Genomic DNA, 25864 nt, shown 5'->3' on the forward strand with positions numbered 1-25864 from the left:
TTAGTAAATTTTCCCCCAATCAATTTTGTCAATTCATTTTATTCTAACGATTTTCATCATGTAATTTTGTTCAAATGGATTTTTACAAATGCAAAGAAATTATGAGAATCGATATATTTTTGATACAATAAAGAAAAAATATAACAATTTGGGTGAGATGAGTGGATCGAGAAAAATTGAGTAAGGTCATTGAAGCTGCCAAGCTATATTATTTATTGGATTACAACCAAAGCGAGATTGCCAAGGTATTGGGTGTTTCCCGACCCACTGTATCTCGGTTATTACAGCAAGCGAAGAGTGATGGCATCGTCCAAATCACCATTATGGATCCAACTGATGATGTCGAAAACTTAGCTGTTCAATTAGAAAAAAAGTTCAATTTGAAAAAAGTAATTATTGCTTCCATTCCGCAATATGAAAATCATATAATAAAAAATTATCTTGGCGAAAAGGCTGCCATTTTTCTTGATGAAATTGTAAAGGAAGATGATATTATCGGGGTGACTTGGGGAACAACAGTCTATCATATTGCCATGGAACTGAAGCAGAAGTTTGTAAAAAATGTGAAAGTGGTTCAATTAAAAGGCGGCGTGAGTCATGCGGAAACCAATACATACGCTTCCGAAATATTGTATCTTTTTGGCAAGGCATATAATACTACGCCTCATAATCTACCGTTACCTGCAATTGTTGACCATGTAGTCGTTAAACAGGCGATGGAAGCGGACCGACATATTCGAAGAATCTTGGAATTAGGAAAAGAAGCTAACATAGCCATATTCACGATTGGTTCCATTAAGACAGACTCCTTATTATTTCAATTAGGCTATTTTACAGAAAGTGATATGGAATCCTTGTATGGAAAAGCAGTTGGTGATATCTGCTCACGATTCTTTGATAAGGATGGCGAGATATGTAATGAGAGCCTGGACGAGAGAACCCTTGGAGTCAATCTCGATGAATTGAGGAAGAAGGAATATTCAATCATAGTTGCCGGAGGGCCGAATAAAATTGATGGAATCTATGGAGCATTAAAAGGTAAATACGCGAATGTTCTGATCACGGATCAATTTACAGCTAAGTTCTTACTTGATAAACAACAATAGTCCATATAAAAAGCCTATTGTTGTTTTAGGTTTGAAAATGTTTTTACATTTGTTCATATATATATTTACAAATGTTCATATTTTTGTTATAGTTATGATGTGAAAAAACTATGAATCTTGTATAAAAGTTTAGTTAAATTGGGAGGATATTATAATGAAACAAAATATTGTCAATATGATTGATCATACATTATTAAAAGCAGATGCACGTCGAGAAGAAATCATCAAAATAGTGGAAGAAGCAAAGGAATATTTATTTGCATCTGTTTGTGTTAACCCTACATGGGTCAAAACTGCAGCTGAAATGCTTGCAGATACTCCAAAAGTGAAGGTTTGTACGGTCATTGGCTTCCCTCTAGGAGCATCAACGTCTGAAACGAAAGCCTTTGAAACAAAAAATGCGATTGAAAACGGAGCAAATGAAATTGATATGGTGATAAATATTGCCGCATTAAAAGACAAACAGGATGATTTAGTTGAAAATGACATCCGTTCCGTTGTAGAAGCAGCAAAAGGAAAAGCATTAGTCAAGGTCATCATCGAAACATGTTTATTGACAGATGAAGAAAAAATTAGAGCATGTGAGCTTTCTGTAAAAGCAGGGGCAGATTTTGTAAAGACATCTACTGGTTTTTCGACAGGCGGAGCTACTGTTGAAGATATCCGCCTAATGCGTCAAACCGTTGGTCCTGAAATTGGTGTGAAGGCTTCTGGAGGTGTTCGCAGCCGTGAGGATGCATTGGCAATGGTAGAAGCCGGAGCTACCCGTATTGGTGCAAGTTCTGGTGTTTCGATTGCTAAAGGTGAACTGTCTCAAAATAACTATTAATTATATAAATACGAGGGTAACCCATTGAAATTGATCCAGCATAAAAACTACCTAGCGGAGCGTGAGTGAGTTGGAAGAAAAGAAACTTATACAAGAAGCACATACAGCAAGAGAGTTTGCTTATGTTCCATATTCTAAATTCAAGGTAGGTGCAGCCCTCTTGTCAAAGGATGGGACTGTCTATCGTGGCTGTAACATAGAAAATGCTTCATTCGGCATGACGAATTGTGCTGAACGGACAGCATTGTTTAAAGCATACTCAGAGGGTGTAACCGAATTTAATTCCCTTGCAATTGTCGCTGATACAGAAGGTCCAGTTACTCCTTGCGGGGCTTGCCGTCAGGTGATTTCGGAGCTGTGTGATGCGGAAATGGAAGTTGTACTTACCAACTTAAAGGGCGATATTCAACGAGTTAAGGTTAAGGATTTACTGCCTGGTGCATTTTCCCCTAGTGATCTTAAATAGAAAAGATGATGAGAAGCTAATCTTTTGGATTACTTCTCTTTTTTTTATATAGATGTTCCTACATTAATAGAGAATTGATGGGAGAACATAAGAACATATTAAAAAGAGAAAAAAAAGGGATGATACCATGATTTATATTTATAATGATTATGGTGGGACACATACCACATCTTTAGCGGCGGCCTATCATTTAAAAAGATTACCCCAAACAGAGCAAAAACTAACGAAGGATGAAATATTAAATGTGAAATTCTTTAATAAGCTAACAAAGGAAGACTTCGGCAAGTTAATTTTCCATGGGGAAGATGATGAGGGCAACACAGTTTATACGATAGGACGAAAAAGAAATAAATATGTTGTCCCTGCCTTAAAAGAAATGAGTTTATTGTTACAAGAAAAATTTAATTTTGACGAAAAAATTGTGTTATCCAATACGTCCCCAACAGTGCCCTTCGCCATGTCAATGGGTGGTTTTTTTTCAAGAGGATTAAAAATAGATTTTATCGGGGTACCGTTATTAGTAATCGGTGCCAAACAATGCTGCGATAATATTTACCGATTGGTTGAAAATACAAAAGATGTTGGAAGAACAAACTTTGCAGAAAAAGTGATTATATTAGAAAATGAGATGTACAAGTAAGAGGATAAGGTGCTGAAACAAGATGAATAAAAAGATAGGCTTTATTGGTGCGGGGAAAATGGCACAAGCAATGATTGCAGGGATATTAAAATCAAATTTTATTCCTAGAGAAAATCTTATGGCAAGTGCAGCAACAGAAGCAACGGTTCATAAAATAAAGGAGACTTATGGTATTGTTACATCACTACATAACATAGAGGTTGCCAAGTTTGCTGACATACTCATTCTTGCAGTGAAACCTAACCTACATGCTGCGGTAGTTGAAGAAATAAAACGAGCAATCAATCCACAAGCAATAATTGTTACTATCGCTGCAGGCCTCAGCTTGAGGGATGTTGAGGAATTATTTGGCTTTCAAGTCAGGGTTGTTCGGACGATGCCCAATACGCCGTCATTAGTAGGTGAAGGAATGAGTGCTATTTGTGCAAATGTTTATCTCAACGAAGACGAGATAAGTGAGGTCGAGCATCTATTTCATTGCTTCGGTAAAACAGAGCGTTTGGAAGAATCGTTAATGGATGCCGTACCATCCATCAGCGGCTCGTCCCCAGCATATGTGTACATGTTAATTGAGGCAATGGCTGATGGGGGAGTGCGTCAGGGAATTCCAAGAGAAAAAGCATATCGTCTTGCGGCACAGGCAATTTTAGGTGCTGCCAAAATGGTTCTCGAGACAGGAATACATCCAGGTGTACTTAAGGATGATGTTTGTACTCCAGGCGGTACAACCATTGAAGCTGTTGCAACCCTAGAGAAAGAACATTTCCGGGGTTCCATTTTGGCTGCCATGGAGAGCTGTACAGAAAAAGCGAGAAATTTAAAATGAAGTTACAAAAATTTAGGATCCATTCATGTGGATCCTTTTGTTTTTTAGAAGTGAGACTATGATTAATGAGGTCGTCAAAAGAATAATTTTCTTTTTTAATTCGACTTTGTTCGACTATTTTCATTGTATATTTTATTTAATAATAATAAACTTTAGATTACACAAGCTTGTTATATAGAAAAAATTTTTTATAAAATGGGGGGGAGGCTGGTAATGGACTTTAAAAATGGCGGAGAGAAAAAAGAGCGGCATCATGATGACAATATACCGGTGATACAAATCATTGCCGATGATGTCTCTAATTTAATTCACCTAAAGGATGCACTCGAAGAAAAAGGGTGGATGGTGGCAGCCAGTACAGCCCCTGAAAAGATTCTTTCACAATACTATGATATAAATCCTGATTGTATAATTATCGATCTCCATTCACCAGAAATAGATGGATTACCATTACTTAAAGAATTACAGCAGCATACGCACAAACAGTTTGTTCCGAAAATTATGATAAGTCCTACTAATGATCGTGAAATGAGAATAAATGCTTATAAACTTGGCGCGGATGATTTTTTTGACAAAACGATTGATTTAGAAGAATTAACCGTTCGCATTCAGGGGCATTTAAACAGAAAAAAATTATTTGATCAATCGGTGCTGGTAGATGAGTTAACCCAGCTTTACAATCGTAAATTCTTACGCGATGTTTTTACCCGAAACCTCAAGGATTTAGAACGAAACAATCAATTGTTTAGCATTGCCTTTTTAGATCTTGACCATTTTAAAACTATAAATGATTTGTTCGGGCATATTGCGGGTGATAGCATTCTGTCTACGTTCGCAGCTTTTTTAAAAGAAAAGACGAGAAGTTCCGATACTGTTTTTAGGTATGGTGGTGAAGAATTCGTTATCTTGTTTGAGGATACCCAACAGGCTGAAGCTGTCGAGATTGTTTCAAGATTACTAAAAGAGTTTTCATTACTGTCTCTTCAAATAATACAATCAAGTGATGCCATCACTTTTTCTGCGGGAGTTTATACTGTTATGCATGCAGATATAACCATGGAAGCTGCTTTACAGGCGGCGGACAAAGCCTTATATTTAGCAAAAGAAAATGGCAGAGCGAGAGTTGAGACCATTAATCAATCTCCACTGGAATTGACGAAAAAACCATTATTTATTTCCATTGTGGACAATGATGAAATTATTCGGACATTGCTCATGAGAATTCTTAAAATAATGGACTTTGATCATTATGAATTGAACATTGCAGCATTTGAGGATGGTCTTCAATTTTTTGAGTCGCGGCGTTTAGACGAAAAAGGGGAACATTTTTTAATTCTGGACGGTGTTATGCCTATAATGGATGGCATTGAAGTTTTGCAAAAGGTAAAGAAAAGAAAGAACAACAGGAGTATTCATGTGCTCATGCTAACCGGGAGAAAAAGCGAAGCTGATATTGAGAAGGCATTAACACTTGGTGCTGATGATTATGTGACCAAGCCATTCAGTATTAAGGAACTTCAGGCGAGAATACAACGGTTAATCAAAAGGATGAAATAAATGTTTAATGATGAGATATTGTTCCTCACCAGCCTAACATTATCAATTTTAGGTATATTGGTCATTTTATTAGTGTATTTAACCACTCGAAAATCATTGGAAATAAAGAAACGAAGAAGGATTGAAAGCTATAAAGAGCAATATAATCCTCTTATTTTTGCAACACTTATAGATGGCAGTTATTCAAGCGAACTACAGCCAGAAACAGCGCTTCAGCAAATAGCAATTGAACAGTTACTAAGCCGATATACTAAGGTTGTAGAAGGGGAAGAGGAATGGAATCGTATATCGACATTAGCAAAAATGTATTTAACCCAATACTATAAAAAAAGACTTCAAAACAAAAAGTGGAGTATTCGGATGAATACTCTTTATCAAATTGAAGATTTTAATATGACTCATCTTATAGATGATGTTTTTCGTTTACTAAAAAAGAAACGACTTACGCATGAAGAACGTGTCCATATACTAAGAATTCTTGCTTTATTCCAATATGGGCCGCTTTTTGAAATGCTAACAAATGAATATTCAAATCTATCTGAATATGAATATCGTCATATTTTGATTTCCTTAACTCAAAAGAACTTTGACCAGTATGTTCTTACTTTTCATAAAGCTGACCTGCCACTTCAAAAGGCTATTCTTGATGTCATTTCGGTTAAAAGAGATCTCAATTTTGTAGCTTTCTTAGAAAAGACATTTTCAAGCTATTCAGGTGAGATTAAACTTAGGGCTTTAAAGGCATTAGCAGAGATTGGATATGTAAAAAATATTGCGCCATATTTGGAACTACTCTATTCAGAAAAATGGGAGGAACGAATGGTAGCTGCTAAACTGATTGGTTCACTAAAGGAAGAAAAAGCTATTCCACGGTTAGTAGAGCTATTGCATGATCAAACGTGGTGGGTTCGGTCCCAGGCCGGACAAGCTATTTGTGAATTTTCTAATGGAAAAGAAATTTTACGTAAGGTGTTAGAGTCCTCAAAGGATACTTTCGCAAAAGATATGGCCTGGGAATGGCTGCATAAAGGGGTATAGAATATGCCATTTTTTCAATGGGGAGATATCGTCACAGCTTTTGCTTCGTTTATTACGGTTTATATGATTATCGTTATTATATTTTACACGGGTATTTTGATTATTTCTTGTTTTCAACTTCGGAAAGAATATCAACTCGATCGGGTTCAAGCCTATGAGGATTATCTCGACGAAATCTATACAAAACCAGTTTCAATCATTGTTCCTGCATACAACGAAGAAGCAGGAATTATTCAGAGTGTTCGCTCGTTATTAAGTGTAAATTATCCTGCCTTTGAAGTGATTGTAGTGAATGACGGATCCACCGATCAAACACTACAAAAAATGATCGAGCACTATAGTATGAAAGAAATTAAAAAAGTGGTGAGAATTCAAATCAGTACGAAACCAATGGGGAAGATTTATCAATCGTCCATTCTGTCGAATCTTTTTCTAATTGACAAGGAGAATGGGGGCAAAGCAGATGCCCTTAATGTTGGATTGAATTTTTCCCATTATCCTTATTTTTGCTCCTTGGACGGTGATTCTGTACTTGAACAAGATGCTTTTTTAAAGGTGATGAAACCGATTGTTGATTCCAATGAAGAAGTAATTGCATCAGGTGGGAGTGTACGGATTGCGAATGGATGCCAAATTCACAATGGGCACATTGAAAGTATTGGCCTTTCAAATAAGCCGTTAGTTGTCATGCAAATTATTGAATACCTACGCGCCTTTTTAATGGGGAGAATTGGTTTAAGCCGTCATAATCTTCTACTTATTATATCTGGAGCATTTGGTGTATTTTCAAAAAACTGGGTGATTGCAGCGGGTGGGTATAAGACGGATACGGTCGGTGAAGACATGGAACTCGTGGTGAGAATTCACCGCATGTTAAAGGAAAAAGGAGAAAAAAAGAAAATTGTCTATGTTCCCGATCCAGTTTGCTGGACAGAGGTACCTGAAGACATGACATTTTTACGGAGACAGCGAAGCCGCTGGCACAGAGGACTCTTTGAAAGCTTATGGACACACCGAAAACTAACATTTAATCCAAAATACGGTTCAATCGGACTGTTAGCTTTCCCGTACTTTTGGATTGTAGAGTTTTTTGGACCAATAATTGAATTAGCCGGTTATCTTTTCATGATTCTATGTTTATTTCTTGGTGGGAGTTACATTGAATTTTCCATTTTACTCTTTCTTCTATCTTGTTTATATGGCTCAATATTTTCGATGACATCCGTTCTTTTGGAAGAGTGGAGTTTAACGAAATATCCTAAGGTATCTGATATCATCAAGCTTTTTCTCTATTCTTTAACCGAAACAATTTGGTACAGGCCAATGACTGTTTTTTGGCGCTGTGAAGGCGTATGGCAAGTTATTAAGGGAGATAAGAGTTGGGGAGAAATGAAAAGAAAAGGTGTATCAAAATGAAAAAGCCAGCCTATTTAATCATGTATGCAATTATTTTTATCGTTATATTGACGAGCCCTTTTTGGTTATGGTTTATCCAGCCTGCAAAAGAATTAAACGTCCTTATTTTAGACAAGACTGTACCTAATTCCTCCTATCGGGAACATAAAGGACTAGTTTGGATTTTAAACAATGCTAAATACTTTAAAAATGGGGAAAGACCTTATACGGCAAGTAGTGATTATAAAGGATTTGAACCTGGAAAAGATCAGCAATATACAATTGACCCAATACCTAAGGACTTAAATCAATATGATGTATTTTATTTGACTGACCAATATGGAGTATATAAGGAGGATTTTTATGGTGATAACCTCACTGGCAAAAGATCTGCCAAAATATATGGGGGTCTAACTTCTAGTGAAGTCACTCAAATAGAAAAGTCTCTTATTCAGTCAAAGGGAAAAACATTGATCGCTGAATTTAATACCTTTGCAAGCCCAACATCAGAGGTGACAAAGGAAAAAATTTCTAATTTATTAAATGTGGAATGGTCAGGATGGATTGGCAGGTATTTCCTTGATTTGAATGGCAGCGAAGTGCCTGAATGGGTAAAAGAGAATTATCTAAAGCAAAACAAGAAATGGAGCTTCACTGGAGAAGGCTTTGTTTTTGTTAGTAAAAATAACAAAATCGTTGTCATTGGAAAAGAAGATATTCATAATAACGGACTCACCTTTCGATTAACAAGCAAGGGTACAAAGTATTTTTCCGAAAAGATAGAAGGTAGGTATCAGTATTGGTTTGATATTATCGAGACAAGAAATAACGAAGAGACTCTGGCTACTTATGAACTTCCTATTTCCCAAAAAGCTAAAGAGAAATTAAAAGGATACGGAATACCAGCCCAATTCCCAGCTGTGGTTTATCATCAAAATGCGAAATATTCTTCTTATTATTTTTCAGGTGATTTTGCCGATGAAGCAGAAGTGCCTGGGATTTATCAATCGAAAGGCTTGGATACGTGGAAAAAGACTTTTGGAGCAAAAAATTCTTTTTATTGGGAAGCCTACGTACCTCTGATGAAGGACATTTTAAAAAATGGTTTACAACATGTGAGCGAACAAGAAAAAGTAGAACTGGTTGAACAGAATGGGATAAAGACAAACAGCAAAACAGGTGATTTCTATATTCAAATCCAAAAAAATGGGAAATGGAAGGATTTCTTAATTAAGGGAGTGAATATGGGGATTGGGAAACCGGGTTATTTCCCTGGCGAGGCAGCCATTTCAAAAGAGGAATATTTCCGATGGTTTCAAGAAATTGGGGCGATGAATGCCAATGCCATAAGAATTTATACCCTCCATCCTCCACAGTTTTATGAAGCCTTTTATGAATATAACCAGATGGCCAAAAAACCTTTATACCTGTTTCACGGAACGTGGGTAAATGAAGAGAATTTGATTCAAACACAGGATGCATTTGCAAAGGTGAACATAGATGATGCAAAGTTAGAAATTAAAAATATGATTGACATTATCCATGGAAATGCAAACCTTGCGGTACGGCCAGGTCATGCATCAGGTGTTTATAAATATGATATCTCAAAATATGTTATTGGTATAATCGTGGGAACTGAATGGGACCCTGCCATGGTGGTAAAAACAAATGCTCAACATGCAGGGATAAGTCCATTTAAGGGAGAGTATATCCAAACAGAAAAGGCTAGTCCGTTCGAGGTTTGGCTGGCCAGGCTAATGGATTATGCGGCCGGGTACGAAGTAAGGCAATACAAATGGCAGCATTCTATGAGCTTCACAAACTGGGTGACAACTGATTTGTTGAGGCACCCATCCGAACCACTTGAAAACGAGGATATGGTTTCGGTGGACCCTAACCATATCAAGGCAACGAATGCTTTCAAAGCCGGACTGTTTGCCTCGTACCATATTTATCCTTACTACCCTGACTTTCTTAACTATGAACAAAAATATCTGGATTATGTCGATGCTAATGGAAAGAAAAATAGTTATGCAGGCTACTTGCATGAGTTACTTGGCGTGCATCAAATGCCTGTTTTAGTGGCGGAATTTGGTGTGCCTTCATCAAGAGGATTAACACATGAGAATCCATATGGAATGAATCAAGGATTTCATTCCGAAGAAGAACAGGGGAAGATCGACAAACTTTTATACCAGTCAATTGTTTCAGAAGGCTACGCCGGCGGGCTTGTGTTTAGTTGGCAGGATGAATGGTTTAAACGCACCTGGAATACGATGGATTTCGATAATCCTGATCGCCGTCCCTATTGGAATAATCAGCAGACTAATGAACAGCATTTTGGTTTGCTTGGTTTCGAGCCAGGGCAAAAGGAATCAGCGATTATCGTTGATGGTGCTGCTGACGATTGGGAGATGGCAAGCACAAAAATAGGCTATCAGACTAAAAATAAGCACGAGCCGATCAAGGAAGTTCGGTTTGCTTCTGACAGCGCGTATTTGTATTTTATAATTAAATATAACCAACGTGTTGATTTTCAAAATCAAGGTACATATCTCCTCCTTGATACTATTGGGAATCAAGGGCAAACTAAGGTTTCTATTAATGATCAAACGAAGATCCAAACAGATTATGGAATTGATTTTAATATTAAGCTGACAGGACCGAAAGATTCCGCCATCATGATCGATAGTTATTATGACACGTTTTATTATCAATATGCAAAATTATTAAAGATGATTCCGAAAGTGACGTATGCTGATGAAAAAGATAATGGTATGTTTCATCCCATTCGACTTGCCTTAAATAAACAACAAACCATTCCTACTACTAAGGAGAGAATTCCTTTTCAGGATTATGAAACTGGACGGCTTCAGTTCGGAAATGCGAATCCAACAAGTAAGGAGTTTAATTCCTTAACCGATGTAAGTATTAGTACTGATAAAAAGGTGATTGAAGGGAGAATTCCTTGGCAGCTATTGAATTTCAAGGACCCCAGTTTAAAAGAAGTGATGGGGAATGTCTGGGAGACTGGGTTATCGGGAAGTAAAGAAATTAATGGAATTAGAGCTGCCGTTGTGACTACAGAAAATGAGAAGGTACAGCAGACATTTCCTCAAGCTGTTAATGGTAAGCTCCAACAAAAGCAAGCCTTTCTATATAGTTGGAAGGAATGGGATCACCCAATATTCTATGAGCGGTTAAAAAAGTCCTATGACATTATCGCAGAAGAATTTCGAAGAATTGAAATTAAAGAACCGTGAATAAAACAATTAACTTAAATAGATCCACTGGAAACCGCCGGCCTTAAAAATGGACTGGCGGTTTTTTTATGCTCCCACAAAAACATAAAAAAAACCAGAGAAGGAATTCTCTGGTTAAGTATTAAAAGAACAAATTTAAAATGAAATAAACTAGACCTGCAATACAAGCTGTAATGGGAAGAGTAATAACCCATGTAATTAACATACGCTGTGCTGTATCCCATTTAACGCCTTTAAGACGATGTGAAGCTCCCACGCCAAGTATTCCTGAAGAAATAACATGGGTAGTGCTGACAGGTAAATGAATATAGGTTGCACCAAAAATAATTGCGGCACCAGTTATATCGGCAGCAACACCATTAATGGGACGAATCTTCATAATTTTACCGCCAACGGTTTTGATAATTTTCCAACCACCTATTGAGGTTCCAAGTCCCATCGCAATGGCACAGGAAACTTGTACCCAAAAAGGGATACCCGCATCAGGATCAAGAAATTTGTTCGAGATAAGAGCCAAGGTGATGATTCCCATTGATTTCTGAGCATCATTCGTTCCGTGCGAATAAGATTGTAATGCTGCAGTTGCAATTTGTATATAACGGAAATTGCGGTTCGTTTTTGTTAATTGAAGATTTTTAAAAGCTACTTTAAAAATGCTGTACACGATATATCCGACTACAAAGGCTAAAATTGGTGAAAGAATAAGTGCTTCAAGAATTTTTACGAAACCAGTGTAATTTAGAGCATGAAAACCTTCTGCTGCGATCGCAGCACCAGCGATTGACCCAATAATAGCATGGGATGAACTGCTTGGGATTCCAAAATACCAGGTGAGTAAGTTCCAAAAGATTGCTGAAAGCAGGGCAGCTAAAATTACGACTGACCCATTATGTAATGTAAATGGGTCAACAATATCCTTCGATACTGTTTTAGCAACACCCGTAAAGGTCAACGCACCCACAAAATTCATTACTGCAGCCAAGAGTATCGCTTGACGAGGTTTTAGAGCTTTTGTGGAAACGGAGGTTGCAATTGCATTTGCTGTATCATGAAAACCATTAATAAAATCAAATGCAAGAGCACCAATAACAATTAGTATGGTTAAGATTAAAACAAGACTCATATTTTTGCTCCTTATGCATTTTTCATAATAATGGATTCAAGGGTATTTGCAACAGTCTGGCAATAGTCTGCGATATCCTCAAGATTTTCATAAATTTCCTTATATTGAATAATTCGAATTGGATCTTTTTCTACAGTAAATAGGTGTTTAATCGATTGACGTAATACATTATCACATTTCGATTCATAATCCTTAATTTTGATAGCATGCTCCCGGATTGCAGGTAACTTTTTGTTTGAAAGAAGTTCAATGGCCTTATCAATTTCTTGGACACTTGCCTGAATGGCTTTAACAAATTGCAGCATAAACTCATCTGCTTGCGTAATTGAATACATTTCAAACAACGCAGCCGAACCTTCGAGACCATCCAGTACATCGTCCATGCTCATAGCAAGGGAAAGGATATCTTCACGTTCAATTGGGGTAATAAAGGCATCATTTAGTTCTTTAATAACTTCATGAACGTAGGAATCGCCTTTTGTTTCCAATTCTTTCATTTTTTCTGAGAAAATTTTTAAATCACTCACATTTTTTAATTTGTATTCGGTAAAGAAATTTGCACTTTCTTTAAGATTTGAAGAAATATTGCTTAGCAATACCGAGAATTTGTCATTTTTTTTGAAAGCCATTTGATTTACCCTCCGATTTATCGTTCCAAATGTCGTTTTATTAACTCAATAATTCTACTTGAAAAATGTCGAAAAAAGAAAGAATCTTAACGGAATTTACAAAAACTTAACATTAGAATTTTCGGAATCTTTTTCTTGATTAATAAGTACATTTTTACTTTTGCCTAGTCTAATGAATTTATGTATAAATAAGCTGCTTTTTAGGTGCTGATAAAACAAAGATTATTTTTTAGGAGTATAAAAAAGAAAATGGGGTAATTTATTTATACAGGCACTAAAGCAAACGGCCTGAGACTAAGCTATTAATTAAGTGAAATGAAGAATACTAAAAAGGAGTGTTCTAACATGAGTTTCATTTGGGCATTAATTGTAGGTGGAATTATAGGGTGGCTAGCAGGCATGATCGTCGGAAGGAATATTCCGGGTGGCATTATTGGTAATATCATAGCTGGATTTGTTGGTGCGTGGTTAGGAACCGCTGTTTTAGGTAATTGGGGACCACATGTTGCTGATTTTGCCATAATCCCTGCTATCATCGGGGCTGCTGTATTAGTTCTCTTAATTAGCTTCATCATGCGATCCTTTAGAAAAGCAGATTAATACTACAACGGGCTTAAAAATAAAAAGGATGTCTCAAAAGGGAATACTCTTTTAAGACATCCTTTTTCTATATAGAATACACATCAATATCTTTAAAAAGCTCTCGTAAATCAATATAAGGTGCATTGCAGACAATATTCTCCTGAGTAAAGGGGTGACTAAACTCGAGTTTAGCCGCATGAAGTGCCTGCCTGTTTACATCTGGCCTCCCGCCATATAACGTATCCCCCACTAAAGGATGACCTATGTGACTTAAATGAACTCTAATTTGGTGGGTTCTTCCCGTTCCCAGCCAACATTTTACATAGGTAAGCTGCTTGTCTTTATTTTCCTTTAACACTTGATAATAGGTAATAGCTTCTTGACCAGATGGTGAAACCCTCCGTCTTGTTGGATGATGTCGGTCTCGGCCAATTGGCTTGTTTATCTCCCCTTTTTTTCGTTGAAAAAGACCATGAACAGCTGCGATATAGGTTCTTTTGATACTTCTTTTTTCCAGCATTTTATCTAGAATAGCCCCTGCTAACGGATGCTTGGCAAAAAGAATAGCCCCTGATGTATCTCGGTCCAAGCGATGGATTTGGCGAACATTTTTAGCTTCCCCTTTAGATTGTAAATAAAAGGCTGCCGCATTTAAAAGTGTATTTGTCTCTTTCTTTGGATCATTAGGATGTGTATTCATAAATGGCGGTTTATTAATAACTAAAACATGGTCATCTTCGTACAAAATGTCAAGATCCTGAAAATTAGGGGTGATTTCTAGTTCTTCTTCTTCAAATAATTGGATTTGTAGTTTTGATCCTTCAGTAAGAGGCATATTCCAATTAGCACGTTTTCCATCCAGATGCACCTTATTTTCTAATCGAAAAAGATAAGTTAATTTTTTTGGCGCTTCCCAACTGTCACGGAAAATATCCTCGATCGTTTTTCCTTCCCATTTACTAGGAATAATAATCTGAAACCACTCACCCATGCGTACTGTTTTTAGCATTATTTTCTCCTTTACCAATAAGCTGTGGTGATAATTACCACCAAAAATATCGAGATAATTATGTTATTCTTATGATATATATTACGACAGAAATAAGTGTTGGCAAAGGTGGGTTATAAGTGAAGATAGTTTTTGCCTCGACACCGAGTCAAGAAAAAGAAATTAATGGACTGGTGAGGTACATTTACTCCAATATTTTTCCTGTATATTTTAGTGATGAAGACATTTGTCAATTTCACGCATTAAAGATTTTGCATACTTCTGAGGATTTTAATACATTAAAAGATGCTTTTCAAGTGATGACCAGCATCCAAACAATTATTTCCATTCTTGAGTCCTCTGACCTTGATGAACAGTATGCAGTATTATTTAATAAAAATGTGGAGACACTGCAGCATTATGGACTTTGTTTCCCATTTGAATTTGAACAGTTTTTGGATGCCAAGCAAATGAAAAATACGGTGCTTAGTATTTACACAAAAGCAGACAATGAATTAATTATATAGAAAACCGTAAAGAGGATGAAACATCCTCTTTTTTTTATTCTCGTATTTATAAAAGGTCTTCCTGCAAAAATTGTCGGCTAATTTTTGCTTTTTTTTAAAGGAGTAACTGACCCTCATTTAGAACAATAAATACATAGTAGGGAAATTAGAAGGAGGACATCTTATGAATTGGAAAACAATTGCAAATAGTTGGAATGAATTTGAAGGTTTGGATTTTGAATTAAAAAAGGAACTTTTAGGTAAAATCCAAGATGAAAAACAGTTAGAAGAGTCTTTTTATAAAAATTTAGAATTTGGAACGGGTGGAATGCGCGGGGAAATTGGGGCAGGTACGAACAGAATGAACATCTATACCGTTCGCAAGGCCTCTGCAGGCTTGGCTGTATACATAGAAGAACAAGGGGCTGAAGCCAAACATCGAGGTGTTGTCATTGCCTTTGATTCGCGCCACAAATCACCGGAATTTGCACTAGAGGCTGCTAAAACGCTAGCAACAAGAGGCATTCAAACATACCTGTTTGACCAATTAAGACCGACTCCTGAGCTATCGTTTGCCTTGAGATACTTAAATGCCTTTTCTGGTATTGTGATTACGGCCAGCCATAATCCACCTGAATATAACGGATATAAGGTTTATGGTTCAGATGGAGGTCAGTTGCCGCCAAAAGAAGCCGATTATCTGATTACTAAGGTAAATGAAATTGGGAATGAATTATTGATTGAGGTTGACAATGTAGAGAAACTAACAGCATCAGGGCTAATTAAAACGATTGGAACAGAAATTGACAAAGCTTATATCGAAAAATTAAAAACAATTTCAGAGAATCCGGATCTAGCAGAAGAATCGGACATACATATTATTTTTACTCCTTTACACGGGACTGCCAATCAACCTGTCCGGGCAGCCCTAGCAGCTTTAGGTTATAAAAATGTTACAGTTGTAAAAGAGCAAGAGCAGCCCGACCCAGAATTTTCAACTGTAAAAAGTCCAAATCCTGAAGAACATGCGGCATTTGAACTAGCAATTCGTGATGGTAAAAGAGTAGGTGCTGATATTTTAATTGCAACTGACCCTGATGCAGACCGTCTTGGAATTGCTGTTCCTAACCTGGAAGGAGAATATATCGTTTTAACAGGCAATCAAACAGGTGCATTGTTGGTGGATTATATTCTTGCCCAGAAGAAGGAAAAAGGAACACTTCCGCCTAACGGAGTCGTATTGAAAACGATCGTCACGTCCGAATTAGGACGGAAAATAGCATCAGCATACGAATTAGAAACAGTTGATGTATTAACTGGATTTAAGTTTATTGCAGAAAAAATGAAGGAGTATGAATTATCAGGTGATTCTACGTTCCTTTTCGGTTATGAGGAGTCTTACGGCTATTTAATTGGTGACTTTGTTCGTGATAAGGATGCCGTTCAGGCTGCGTTATTGGCTGCAGAGGTGTGTGCTTATTATAAGAAACAAGGCATGACCCTGTATGAAGGGATGCTGCAAGTATTTAAAAAATATGGTTATTACCAGGAAGGGCTTCGTTCATTAACCCTAAAGGGAAAGGAAGGAGCAGACATGATTCAACGCCTGTTAGCTGCTTTCAGGAATGAGCCAATAACCAACCTGGGCTCAGTTAAAACGATTGCAGCAGAAGATTATCTAACAAGCATTCGGATTACATCATCGGGTGAAGAGCGGATTGAATTACCAAAATCAAATGTTTTAAAGTATATTTTCGAGGATGGTTCATGGGTATGTTTACGGCCATCCGGAACGGAACCAAAGGTGAAATTTTATTTTGGTGTTAGTAGTGAGAGTCTTGAAGAAAGTAAATTAAAACTGCAAACCATTGAAAAAAGTTTTATGGATCTTGTTGATCATAAATTAAAAGTAGTTCAAAGTATCAAATAATTTTTTGGAAAATTATTTATACATTTTTCTATTGCTGCCTTGGCGTTAAAAGTAAAATAGTTAAAAACGGCTTCCGTCGCGGAAGCCGTTTTTTGGTGGAATTCTTTGGTCCGGTTGTTAATTATTTTCTCAATCAAATGGTATCCACTTGTTATTTCAGGAAAGACTATACATCGGTAAGCCATTTCCATCTGGCTCTACTGTTTCGTTAGCATGGTCGATGTAACGAAGAAGATTATATAGTTTTGATTCAATTACAGTGTAGTCATGTTCGAAATTGTAGGCATGCAGGAATTGCTCGATTTTTTTCGATAAAAATTGGTCTTTTGTCCGTACCATTAAAATCAGTAAATTGTCCCATTCAGATCGGTGCGTATAGTATAACGCCCGATCGTAATCCAACTTATTCATTTGAGCTCTCCTCCTTACTAGGAGTTGAGATTATTGTATGACATTCTGAAGATAATCTTCACAGAAAATGTTGGACACTCAGTGTTTACGCTGTTTTCAACATTTACCTGTATAATTTATTGTTTTGAGAGAAAAGTGGGGATATATTCATGGCTAGATTATTATGTGCTGTTTTGATTCTATTCCTTTCATTTGATACAGCGGTTAAAGCAAAAATTGTTAGAACAGATCGACCGTATTCCTATGAACTGCTTGAAAAGGACCTTAAGCAAATGGAGAAAAGGTATCCAGAGAAGATTAAAGTGAGATCGATTGGAACTTCTCATTTTGGAAAGACAATCTGGGCTGTAAAGCTTGGAGAAGGGAAAAAGAATATCGTGCTTATTGGAGCCCATCATGGACGTGAATGGCTAACCAGCACACTATTGATGAAAATGCTTGAATCTTACGCTGAGGCGTATCAAGTGAAGAAGGTTGGCCTTTTTACCACCAATATCCTTAATGAGGTATCGATTTGGTTTGTTCCAATGTTAAATCCAGATGGTGTGGAGATCCAACAAAATAATCTTAAAATTTTTCCGGTCCAGCATCAAGAACGATTATGGCTGATGAATGAAAAGCTAAATAATTTTGAGCGGTGGAAAGCCAATGGAATGGGAGTTGACTTAAATCGTCAATATCCAGCAGGATGGGACAAGCTGGATTGTGAGCCACAAGCCCCTTTTTACCGATTTTATAAAGGAGAGAAACCATTTGAAGCAAAAGAAGTACAAGCCCTATCCGCATTTATTAAAGAGATAAACCCAGCCATTGCAGTTGCGTACCATACGGCAGGAAGAGAAATTTTCTGGCATTATAAAAACGGGAGGGAACTTAAACGGGATAAGCGTATTGCAAAAAAGATCGCCCGATTGACAGGCTATAAACTTTCTAAGCCAGAAAAAGATGCGGTTGGAGGGGGATTTACTGATTGGTTCATTACGACCTTTCATCGTCCAGGGCTGACGATTGAAATAAGCTATCTGGTTGGAGAAACGAACCCACCCCTATCTGTTTTTAAGGAGGAATGGAAGCGTAATCGATTTGTTGGACTAAAACTCGCAAAAGAAGCGAAAAGGATTCCCCAGTAATCATAAGCCTACTTAAATAGGGGAAAATAAAAAGAGTTTATTTATCTTGTTTCATCATTCCCGCCTTTACTTCATACATTGTCTTAAGAGGAAAAGGGGGAGTGGCTAATGAATCTTGAAGAACGTAATCAATTGGAATACGCCATTAGTGAGATAACTGAAATTGCCAAAGGCTTTGGTTTGGATTATTATCCGATGCGTTATGAGATCTGTCCTGCAGAAATTATTTATACATTTGGAGCATACGGTATGCCAACCCGATTTTCACATTGGAGTTTTGGCAAACAGTTTCATAAAATGAAACTGCATTATGATTTAGGCTTAAGTAAAATTTATGAACTGGTAATAAATTCAAATCCGTGCTACGCCTTTTTGCTTGATTCAAATTCCCTTATCCAAAATAAACTAATTGTTGCCCATGTACTAGCTCATTGCGATTTCTTTAAAAATAACGTCCGCTTCCAAAATACAAAGCGTGATATGGTTGAAAGTATGGCAGCTACAGCAGAAAGGATCCATCAATATGAAATCCAATATGGAAAAAAGGAAGTAGAAACCTTTTTAGATGCCGTCTTGGCGATTGATGAGCATATTGACCCTTCGCTAATGAGACCTAAACTTTCTTGGTCCATTGGAGACGATGAAGAAGAAGAAGATTCAGAACGCAAGGCTGAAACACCCTATGATGACTTATGGAATCTCGACGAAAAAGATAAAATAGTAACCAATCAACCGAAGAAGAAGAAATTCCCTCCTCGACCTGAAAAGGATTTATTACTATTTATAGAAACCTATAGTAGAGAGCTTGAAGAATGGCAAAGAGATATCTTAACGATGATGCGGGAAGAAATGCTCTACTTCTGGCCCCAGCTTGAAACAAAGATTATGAACGAAGGCTGGGCTTCGTATTGGCATCAACGAATTTTAAGAGAACTGGATTTAACAAGTGGTGAGGCAATTGAATTTGCTAAATTAAATGCAGGAGTTGTGCAGCCATCCAAAACAGGGATTAATCCCTATTATCTTGGTATTAAAATTTTTGAGGATATTGAAGAACGATATGATAATCCAACTGAAGAAATGAAGCGAAGAGGTGTCTTGCCTGGGTCTGGTAGAGAGAAGATGTTCGAGGTACGTGAGGTAGAATCAGATATTTCCTTTCTTCGTAATTATTTAAATAAGGATCTTGTTATGCGGGAAGATATGTATTTGTTTCAAAAGCAAGGGCGTGATTATAAAGTCGTTGATAAGGAGTGGGAACATATTCGGGATCAGCTCGTAAATATGCGAGTTAATGGAGGATTTCCGTACATTACGGTCAACGATGGGGATTACCAGAAAAATGGTGAACTATACCTTAAACACTGGTTTGAGGGGATTGAACTAGATGTTAAATATCTCGAAAAAGTTCTTCCGTATATCCATCAACTTTGGGGCAGACCAGTTAATATTGAAACCATGATTGAAGATAGAAAAATGTTGTTTTCTTATGATGGCAAAGGGGTTCATCGTAAATATTTATAAGGTTGCGGAATAACGAAAAGAGGATGTCTCAAAAGGGTCTTACACTTTGAGAAATCCTCTTTATCAATTTTCTGCTTTATGTCAACAAAAGTAGTCTTTCTTATAGTATAAGAATTTATAAGTTTTGGCTTCGAGAATGGTCCAGCTCCAGCGCCCTAGCGGCTAGTGTCCTTCGCTCTCCGCCCTACGATAAGTCAACATCGAATCGCCTCCGGCTCTTCGTGTTTCCTTTATCTCAGTTGGAGCGCTCCAGGCCATACGCCGCTGACCAGGGCGCTTGCGCTTTTCTTATATGGAAGAAAGTTCTTTCTCTAATGCATCTTCAACCGTTACATAATCAAAATTAAGATCGTTTGCTACCGCTTCATAAGTAATTTCTCCATTGGCAACATTAACGCCTAGCTTCAATGCTTCATTTTCCAAAATCGCTTTGAAAATTCCTTTATTTGCGATCTGCAATGCATATGGAACCGTCACGTTCGTTAAGGCAATGGTTGATGTTCGTGGAACAGCACCTGGCATATTAGCAACTGAATAGTGAACGACACCATGTTTGACAAAGATAGGATTATCATGAGTGGTTACATGATCAATTGTCTCAACAATTCCTCCTTGGTCAATGGCAACATCGACTATTACAGAACCAGGCTTCATCGATCTTACCATTTCCTCTGTAATAAGCCTAGGAGCCTTAGCACCAGGGATTAGAACAGCACCGATTAATAAGTCTGCTTCAGCCACTGCTTCTGCAATGTTATATGGATTGGACATTAAGGTTTTAACTTGATTTCCAAAAATATCATCTAGCTGGCGAAGACGGTCTGCATTTAAATCAATAATGGTTACATCAGCACCTAATCCGACAGCCATTTTTGCTGCATTTGTTCCAACTATCCCTCCGCCTACAATGGTTACCTTTCCACGATTAACTCCTGGTACACCTGCCAGGAGGATTCCCTGACCACCGTTATTCTTTTGTAAGAATTGTGCTCCAATTTGAGCAGCCATCCGTCCAGCGACTTCACTCATTGGAGTCAAAAGCGGGAGTGTTCTGTTTACTGATACTGTTTCATATGCAACAGCAATCACACCACTATCTTTTAGGGCTTGTGCTAAAGTAGGTTCAGCAGCAAGGTGTAAATAAGTAAATAATATTAAACCTTGTCGGAAGTATACATATTCATTTGCAAGCGGTTCTTTTACCTTCATAATCATATCGGATTTTGACCAAACATTTTCAGCACCCTCAATGATTTCCGCGCCTGCCTTTGTATAATCATTATTATTGAATCCGCTTCCAATTCCGGCGTCTTTTTCAACAAGCACAGTATGACCAGCTCTTACCAACGTAACAACACCTGCTGGGGTTAGCGCTACACGATTTTCATTGTTTTTAATTTCTTTAGGAACACCAATAAACATCATTTATTCCTCCCTAATGTCAGCAATGAACTTTTGCTATGGCTTTATTATAAAATGTTTGTCATAGTTTTTCTTTGTTAGGAATGGAGAAATAAGTTTCTTCCTTTTGGAGATTTCCACAAAATCGTCATTTTTTCTGGTATTTTTCAAGCTTTAAATCAAGATAGAGGATCATTTTCTGATTGGGGTCCTTTAGATTAATATCGCCAATTTCGGTAATTCGCTTTAACCGATAATTTAATGTGTTCGCATGAACCTTTAATTCCTTGGCCGCCTCATTAATATTGTTATCTTTATTTAAAAAGACCTCCAATGTTTCAATAAGATTGCTGTTATGCTTTTTGTCATATTCATGAAGTCGTTTTAAGTAGTAATTTTCATAGTCTTCATATCGTCTTTTTTCTAAAATAACCTCGAATAATTGAAAGATACCAAGCTTTTGATAATTTAAAATACCTGTAGTCTCTTGTGGGAATTTTTCTTTAATGGATAAAACCGCTAGTGTCTCTTTATAGGCCTTCCCAATTTTTTGATAATCTTCATAAATACTGCTGTATACAGGAGTAACATCCTTTACTCCATATCGATCATTCATTTTCCAAACAAAGGTCTCAACAAAATGAGTTAATTTATGAAAAGGATCTTCTAAATTTTCTGCCGATACTAATAAGATTAGTTGATTACAGTCAATCGTATAAAGCATGATTTTCATTAGTTGACTTGTTTTTAATAAATAGGATATGTTTTGCTCTTCTTTGCTTGTAATATTTCGTTGAAATTGAAAGACAGCTACTGCAAAAGAAGGAGATGGTACAATCTGCAGTGTATGGAAATGCTCATAAATTTCTTTTTCACCTTGCAAGTGCCCAGTTAAAAGCTTCCAGAATAATTCTTGTGAGTGCTCTTCCTTTTTGTTTTTTCTCGTTTGCAATTGCAATAATTTATTCTTTGCAGCATTGGCTGCCATTTTTAATAAATCAAAATCCTCTTTGGTTAATGTTTTATCTATTTCAATTGCCCAAATAAAACCCAAGACCTCTTCCTGCTTCCAAATAGAGATGGCGACCCTATGATTAAGTCCAATATCATTCATATTTTTAACACGAATAGGTTCATGCGTTTTTAAGAGAGCTGGTATGGTTCCTTCTTTCCATAATTGATTAATGACCTTTTCCGGTACTCGTCTGCCAATAATGGTAGAAATTCTTGCCGCGTCGGTCCGTTCATCATGTGTACTGTAGGCAAGAAGACGATGGTTTGCATCCTCAATCGTTATGGGGCAATTTAATACATGGCTAATAAGATCGGCAAATTCATCTAAACTATCAAAAGCCGCTTTAAAAGGGTCATGTTGTCTAGGATTCAAAATGAAAACCTCCAAAATATATATAAAATGAGATTGGAAGACCATAAAAAATAATTGAGCCTTTGTATAATTTTACAAGAAAATAATGGATATTACTCAGAATTCCATAAAAAAAACGTAATATTTTAAATGATTGGGCGATAACTAGCTTGAATGTTGCTTTTTTTCACATACTAACCCTATACAAAAAAAGGGGGTTCATTGTGATGAAAAAGATGATTGGGATGTTAATGGGTGTGATTCTTATTTTCTCATTCATGAGTGTGAAAATAAAAGCTGAACCAGTAGTAAGTCCTTCACTAAACTTGTATGAGCAAAATGCCATGTCTGTTCTCTGGTACCAAAAAGCGGGGGAGGCAAAAGCATTATATTATCAAGGCTACAACCTCGGCAGACTTAGATTGGATGAAATCTTAAAAAAACGACCAAAGAACCAAGGGTTAAAGCCGGCTATTGTTCTTGATATTGATGAGACCATTCTTGACAACAGTCCTTATCAGGCGTGGTTTGTCCTTCATGGAAAAGGAAAGCCCTTTGACTGGAGTAAATGGTTTAACCGTGCTGAAGCAAAGGCACTTCCGGGGGCAATTGAATTTTTACAGTACGCAGATTCTAAAGGAGTGGACATTTACTACATTTCAAATCGAAATGAAGAACTGAAAGAAGCAACAATGAAAAATCTACAAAAAGTGGGGGCACCTCAAGTAAAGAAAGAGCATATTTTATTACAACAGCCTGGTGAAAAAGGGAAAGAAACTCGCCGCAGGCAAGTGATGAAGACACATGAAATTATCTTATTATTTGGGGATAATTTAGGGGATTTTAGTGGTTTTGATGAGTTAACAGTTTCTGGCAGAATGCGTGCAGTAAATTTGCGGAAAAAAGAATTTGGAAAAAAGTTAATCGTATTTCCCAATCCAATGTATGGAGACTGGGAAGGTGCCATTTATAGGTACAATTATCGAAAAACCAACGAGGAAAAAAACAAGCTAAGAAAGGGTGCCTTAGACTACTACAAGCGATAAAGGTACGTGATCGCCCATTATGAAAAGCGGATGTCCGAAAGGGTCTAACCCCTTTGGACACTCACTTTTTCATTAATCTTTTTTGGGGATATGGACAATAAGGGCATGTTAGTTTTTTACATTTTTAAAGATATTGATAGCAAAGATGATAATCCCTAAAACCATTAAAGTACCACCTGTAGCGACTGCAGGACCTGCATTGTCCACTCCAGATACTAAAAAGGCAAGACCAATCATCATGATAGGCAAGGAAATATTATGCAGCCAGAAATGAACCTTAGCGAGTGTGGTTTCGCCAGCACTTGGAAAAGCAACATAAATGAGACCTGCAAGTGCCATTGACATCCAGCCTAATAAATTAATATGGACATGAACGGGTGTGAAATCAAATGTTTCTGTCATTGACATGTACATACCGATACATACTCCGATGACAAAATACACAACAGAAATTTTAATCAACTTAACAGCCAACTTTTTGCCCCCCTTTTCCATATAAAATAGTACTACAGTACTAAATATGAGGGAGCATTCTAAAAAATAACTATTATTTCTAAGGACAAGATAGGAATCTTTGTAAAGCGATAGACAAAGAAAGAGAATGTCCCAATAGGGTCTTGACCCTTTGGGATATTCTCTTTCTAGTATTGTCCAACTCCAGGTCATACGCCGCTGAACAGGGCGCTTGCGCTTTTCTTAGTAGATATTATTAAAAAAAGGCTCTAATGCTCACTAAAATAAGTCCAATTATAAATCCACAAACAGCTCCATTGACGCGAATCCACTGTAGGTCTTTTCCAACATTTGTTTCTACCATGTTGATCAGCGTTTTATCATCCAATCTCTCTAAATTTTCTTCGACAAGCTTGCCAATTTTTGAATGATTTTTATCGACGAAGTTGGAAAGTTGTGTTTTTATCCAAGTGTCTATGGAATCTATTTTTTCTGGATTTTCTTTGATCTTGTTTAGCCCATCTAATATAAATGGAAGAATATAATCATCGAAAAAGGCTGGTGCCGCAACAAAATCAAGAGCTTTTTGCTGGATTTGAGTTAATAAATGGGTGATTTGTTCTTGCGGTTCCCATTCGGTAATCAGTTGTGTTTTAAAGTTAGTGAGTTCTTCATAAAGTTTTTCATCTGTTTTTATCGATTCCAACTTTTGACGGATATGAATTAATAGTGTCTGCCTGTTTTGATTCAAGGGATCGCGATAGCTATCCACCCCTTTTAAAATTAAACCTTGGATGATATTTCCGAGTTTTTCCTCGTTAACAAGGTTGCTAAACGATTTTAACGCAAACTGCATAAAACCATCTGCTTTAATATTTTCAACCGCATCTACGGCCATTCCGCCGAGTTTATACTTTGTGCTATCCTTCCGAGCCCATTCATCAATTTCTTTGAGGATGAAATCTAGAGTTTTTTCATCATATTTTCTGTTAGTCACCTTATCGATCAGTAATGGAAGGTAGTTTTTTATATCCCAATCGATTAACCGAGATTTTAATTCTTTTTCGACCACTGGAGTAATTCGTTCAATGTTGATTTTGTTAATCAAATGTTGAATGAAAATAATGAAATTCTTTTGGATAGCTTTTGAATGAATTTCATGGTTAACTATTTCAAATAGTTTATCTGTAAATGGAATGGTATCTATTTTTTTTCGAATACTCTCTTTTGTTAGCCAATCATTTTCTAGCATCGAAATAATTCCAGCGATTATTCTTTTACGATTTTTTGGCAAGAGAGCAGTATGGGGGATTGGAATACCGAGCGGATGCCTAAATAATGCGGTTACCGCAAACCAATCTGCCAATCCCCCGACAAGTCCTGCTTCAAAACCACCCTGCAAAATATTTCCCCAGAATGAATGCTGCAAGGGAATGGTAACTATAAAGCCGATTCCCATCACAACTAGAGAAACCGTTGCTAAATATTGGGGTTTATTTTTCTGTTTTAACATCTTTGAACTCCTCATTTAGATAAATATTGTCGTCTATTGCTATTATCTCAAGTTAATTGGAAAAAAAGCAAAAAAAAACTTCTTTTTAAACAGAAATACTCCAAAAAGAAAGGAAGTTAACATTTTTGATTGGTATTATACT

Annotated in this window: 23 protein-coding genes; 15 read left to right on the forward strand and 8 right to left on the reverse strand. The window is 36.9% G+C overall.

Annotated features, from left to right (window positions below; genetic code table 11):
• Positions 1-161 precede the first annotated feature (161 nt).
• From deoR to AC3ANL_RS06470, 9 genes are all read left to right on the forward strand, one after another.
• A complete protein-coding gene (gene deoR / locus AC3ANL_RS06430; RefSeq protein WP_488328409.1) occupies positions 162-1106 on the forward strand; it encodes a DNA-binding transcriptional repressor DeoR in 945 nt (314 codons plus the stop codon).
• A 154-nt stretch (positions 1107-1260) separates the two neighbouring features.
• Positions 1261-1935: a deoxyribose-phosphate aldolase gene (gene deoC, locus AC3ANL_RS06435; protein WP_488328410.1), complete on the forward strand. Its 675-nt coding sequence runs from the start codon at positions 1261-1263 to the stop codon at positions 1933-1935.
• Positions 1936-2005: 70 nt separating this feature from the next.
• Positions 2006-2401 carry a cytidine deaminase gene (locus AC3ANL_RS06440; RefSeq protein ID WP_488328411.1) on the forward strand — a complete coding sequence of 132 codons (396 nt, stop codon included), beginning with the start codon at positions 2006-2008 and terminating at the stop codon, positions 2399-2401.
• Positions 2402-2528: 127 nt separating this feature from the next.
• Positions 2529-3041, forward strand: a complete 513-nt coding sequence (locus AC3ANL_RS06445; protein WP_488328412.1) for a DUF3189 family protein — start codon at positions 2529-2531, stop codon at positions 3039-3041.
• A gap of 22 nt (positions 3042-3063) precedes the next feature.
• Positions 3064-3867 carry a pyrroline-5-carboxylate reductase gene (gene proC / locus AC3ANL_RS06450; RefSeq protein ID WP_488328413.1) on the forward strand — a complete coding sequence of 268 codons (804 nt, stop codon included), beginning with the start codon at positions 3064-3066 and terminating at the stop codon, positions 3865-3867.
• A gap of 213 nt (positions 3868-4080) precedes the next feature.
• Positions 4081-5424, forward strand: a complete 1344-nt coding sequence (locus AC3ANL_RS06455) for a GGDEF domain-containing response regulator (protein ID WP_488328414.1) — start codon at positions 4081-4083, stop codon at positions 5422-5424.
• Positions 5425-6462 carry a HEAT repeat domain-containing protein gene (locus AC3ANL_RS06460; RefSeq protein WP_488328415.1) on the forward strand — a complete coding sequence of 346 codons (1038 nt, stop codon included), beginning with the start codon at positions 5425-5427 and terminating at the stop codon, positions 6460-6462.
• A 3-nt stretch (positions 6463-6465) separates the two neighbouring features.
• Positions 6466-7878 (forward strand): glycosyltransferase family 2 protein, encoded by a 1413-nt coding sequence (locus AC3ANL_RS06465; RefSeq protein ID WP_488328416.1) that lies wholly within the window; start codon positions 6466-6468, stop codon positions 7876-7878.
• A complete protein-coding gene (locus tag AC3ANL_RS06470; RefSeq protein WP_488328417.1) occupies positions 7875-11120 on the forward strand; it encodes a hypothetical protein in 3246 nt (1081 codons plus the stop codon). Before AC3ANL_RS06465 ends, AC3ANL_RS06470 begins: the two co-directional genes overlap by 4 nt.
• Before the next feature lie 121 nt (positions 11121-11241).
• On the opposite strand, the gene AC3ANL_RS06475 is transcribed toward AC3ANL_RS06470, so the two are convergent.
• Both AC3ANL_RS06475 and AC3ANL_RS06480 read right to left on the reverse strand, forming a co-directional pair.
• The gene (locus tag AC3ANL_RS06475; RefSeq protein WP_488328418.1) at positions 11242-12243 is read right to left on the reverse strand and encodes an inorganic phosphate transporter; all 1002 of its coding nucleotides are present in this window, start codon (positions 12241-12243) and stop codon (positions 11242-11244) included.
• A gap of 11 nt (positions 12244-12254) precedes the next feature.
• The gene (locus tag AC3ANL_RS06480) at positions 12255-12872 is read right to left on the reverse strand and encodes a DUF47 domain-containing protein (protein ID WP_488328419.1); all 618 of its coding nucleotides are present in this window, start codon (positions 12870-12872) and stop codon (positions 12255-12257) included.
• Positions 12873-13217: 345 nt separating this feature from the next.
• Between AC3ANL_RS06480 and AC3ANL_RS06485 the strand changes: the two genes are divergently transcribed.
• On the forward strand, positions 13218-13472 hold the full coding sequence (locus tag AC3ANL_RS06485) for a GlsB/YeaQ/YmgE family stress response membrane protein (protein ID WP_488328420.1): 255 nt from the start codon (positions 13218-13220) through the stop codon (positions 13470-13472).
• A gap of 67 nt (positions 13473-13539) precedes the next feature.
• On the opposite strand, the gene AC3ANL_RS06490 is transcribed toward AC3ANL_RS06485, so the two are convergent.
• The gene (locus AC3ANL_RS06490; protein ID WP_488328421.1) at positions 13540-14463 is read right to left on the reverse strand and encodes an RluA family pseudouridine synthase; all 924 of its coding nucleotides are present in this window, start codon (positions 14461-14463) and stop codon (positions 13540-13542) included.
• 119 nt (positions 14464-14582) lie between these two features.
• Between AC3ANL_RS06490 and AC3ANL_RS06495 the strand changes: the two genes are divergently transcribed.
• Positions 14583-14969, forward strand: coding sequence for a YhcU family protein (locus AC3ANL_RS06495; protein WP_488328422.1), 387 nt, complete (start codon positions 14583-14585; stop codon positions 14967-14969).
• A gap of 163 nt (positions 14970-15132) precedes the next feature.
• Positions 15133-16878, forward strand: coding sequence for a phospho-sugar mutase (locus tag AC3ANL_RS06500; protein WP_488328423.1), 1746 nt, complete (start codon positions 15133-15135; stop codon positions 16876-16878).
• Positions 16879-17034: 156 nt separating this feature from the next.
• Here the strand turns inward: AC3ANL_RS06500 and AC3ANL_RS06505 are convergent, their stop codons facing one another.
• Positions 17035-17289: a YhdB family protein gene (locus AC3ANL_RS06505; RefSeq protein ID WP_488328424.1), complete on the reverse strand. Its 255-nt coding sequence runs from the start codon at positions 17287-17289 to the stop codon at positions 17035-17037.
• A gap of 149 nt (positions 17290-17438) precedes the next feature.
• Here AC3ANL_RS06505 and AC3ANL_RS06510 point away from each other — a divergent pair, with 149 nt between their 5' ends.
• Positions 17439-18419: a M14 family zinc carboxypeptidase gene (locus AC3ANL_RS06510; protein ID WP_488328425.1), complete on the forward strand. Its 981-nt coding sequence runs from the start codon at positions 17439-17441 to the stop codon at positions 18417-18419.
• A gap of 108 nt (positions 18420-18527) precedes the next feature.
• The gene (locus AC3ANL_RS06515) at positions 18528-19943 is read left to right on the forward strand and encodes a SpoVR family protein (RefSeq protein ID WP_488328426.1); all 1416 of its coding nucleotides are present in this window, start codon (positions 18528-18530) and stop codon (positions 19941-19943) included.
• Positions 19944-20231: 288 nt separating this feature from the next.
• On the opposite strand, the gene ald is transcribed toward AC3ANL_RS06515, so the two are convergent.
• Together ald and AC3ANL_RS06525 are read right to left on the reverse strand one after the other, a co-directional pair.
• Positions 20232-21365 (reverse strand): alanine dehydrogenase, encoded by a 1134-nt coding sequence (gene ald, locus AC3ANL_RS06520; RefSeq protein ID WP_488329671.1) that lies wholly within the window; start codon positions 21363-21365, stop codon positions 20232-20234.
• 127 nt (positions 21366-21492) lie between these two features.
• Positions 21493-22731 carry a PucR family transcriptional regulator gene (locus AC3ANL_RS06525; RefSeq protein WP_488328427.1) on the reverse strand — a complete coding sequence of 413 codons (1239 nt, stop codon included), beginning with the start codon at positions 22729-22731 and terminating at the stop codon, positions 21493-21495.
• A 206-nt stretch (positions 22732-22937) separates the two neighbouring features.
• Between AC3ANL_RS06525 and AC3ANL_RS06530 the strand changes: the two genes are divergently transcribed.
• Positions 22938-23756 (forward strand): 5'-nucleotidase, lipoprotein e(P4) family, encoded by an 819-nt coding sequence (locus tag AC3ANL_RS06530; RefSeq protein WP_488328428.1) that lies wholly within the window; start codon positions 22938-22940, stop codon positions 23754-23756.
• A gap of 108 nt (positions 23757-23864) precedes the next feature.
• On the opposite strand, the gene AC3ANL_RS06535 is transcribed toward AC3ANL_RS06530, so the two are convergent.
• Positions 23865-24230, reverse strand: coding sequence for a cytochrome-c oxidase (locus tag AC3ANL_RS06535; RefSeq protein WP_488328429.1), 366 nt, complete (start codon positions 24228-24230; stop codon positions 23865-23867).
• Positions 24231-24465: 235 nt separating this feature from the next.
• A complete protein-coding gene (locus AC3ANL_RS06540) occupies positions 24466-25722 on the reverse strand; it encodes a DUF445 domain-containing protein (RefSeq protein ID WP_488328430.1) in 1257 nt (418 codons plus the stop codon).
• Between the last annotated feature and the right edge of the window lie 142 nt (positions 25723-25864).

It is taken from the genome of Neobacillus sp. DHD-1R (assembly GCF_057747995.1).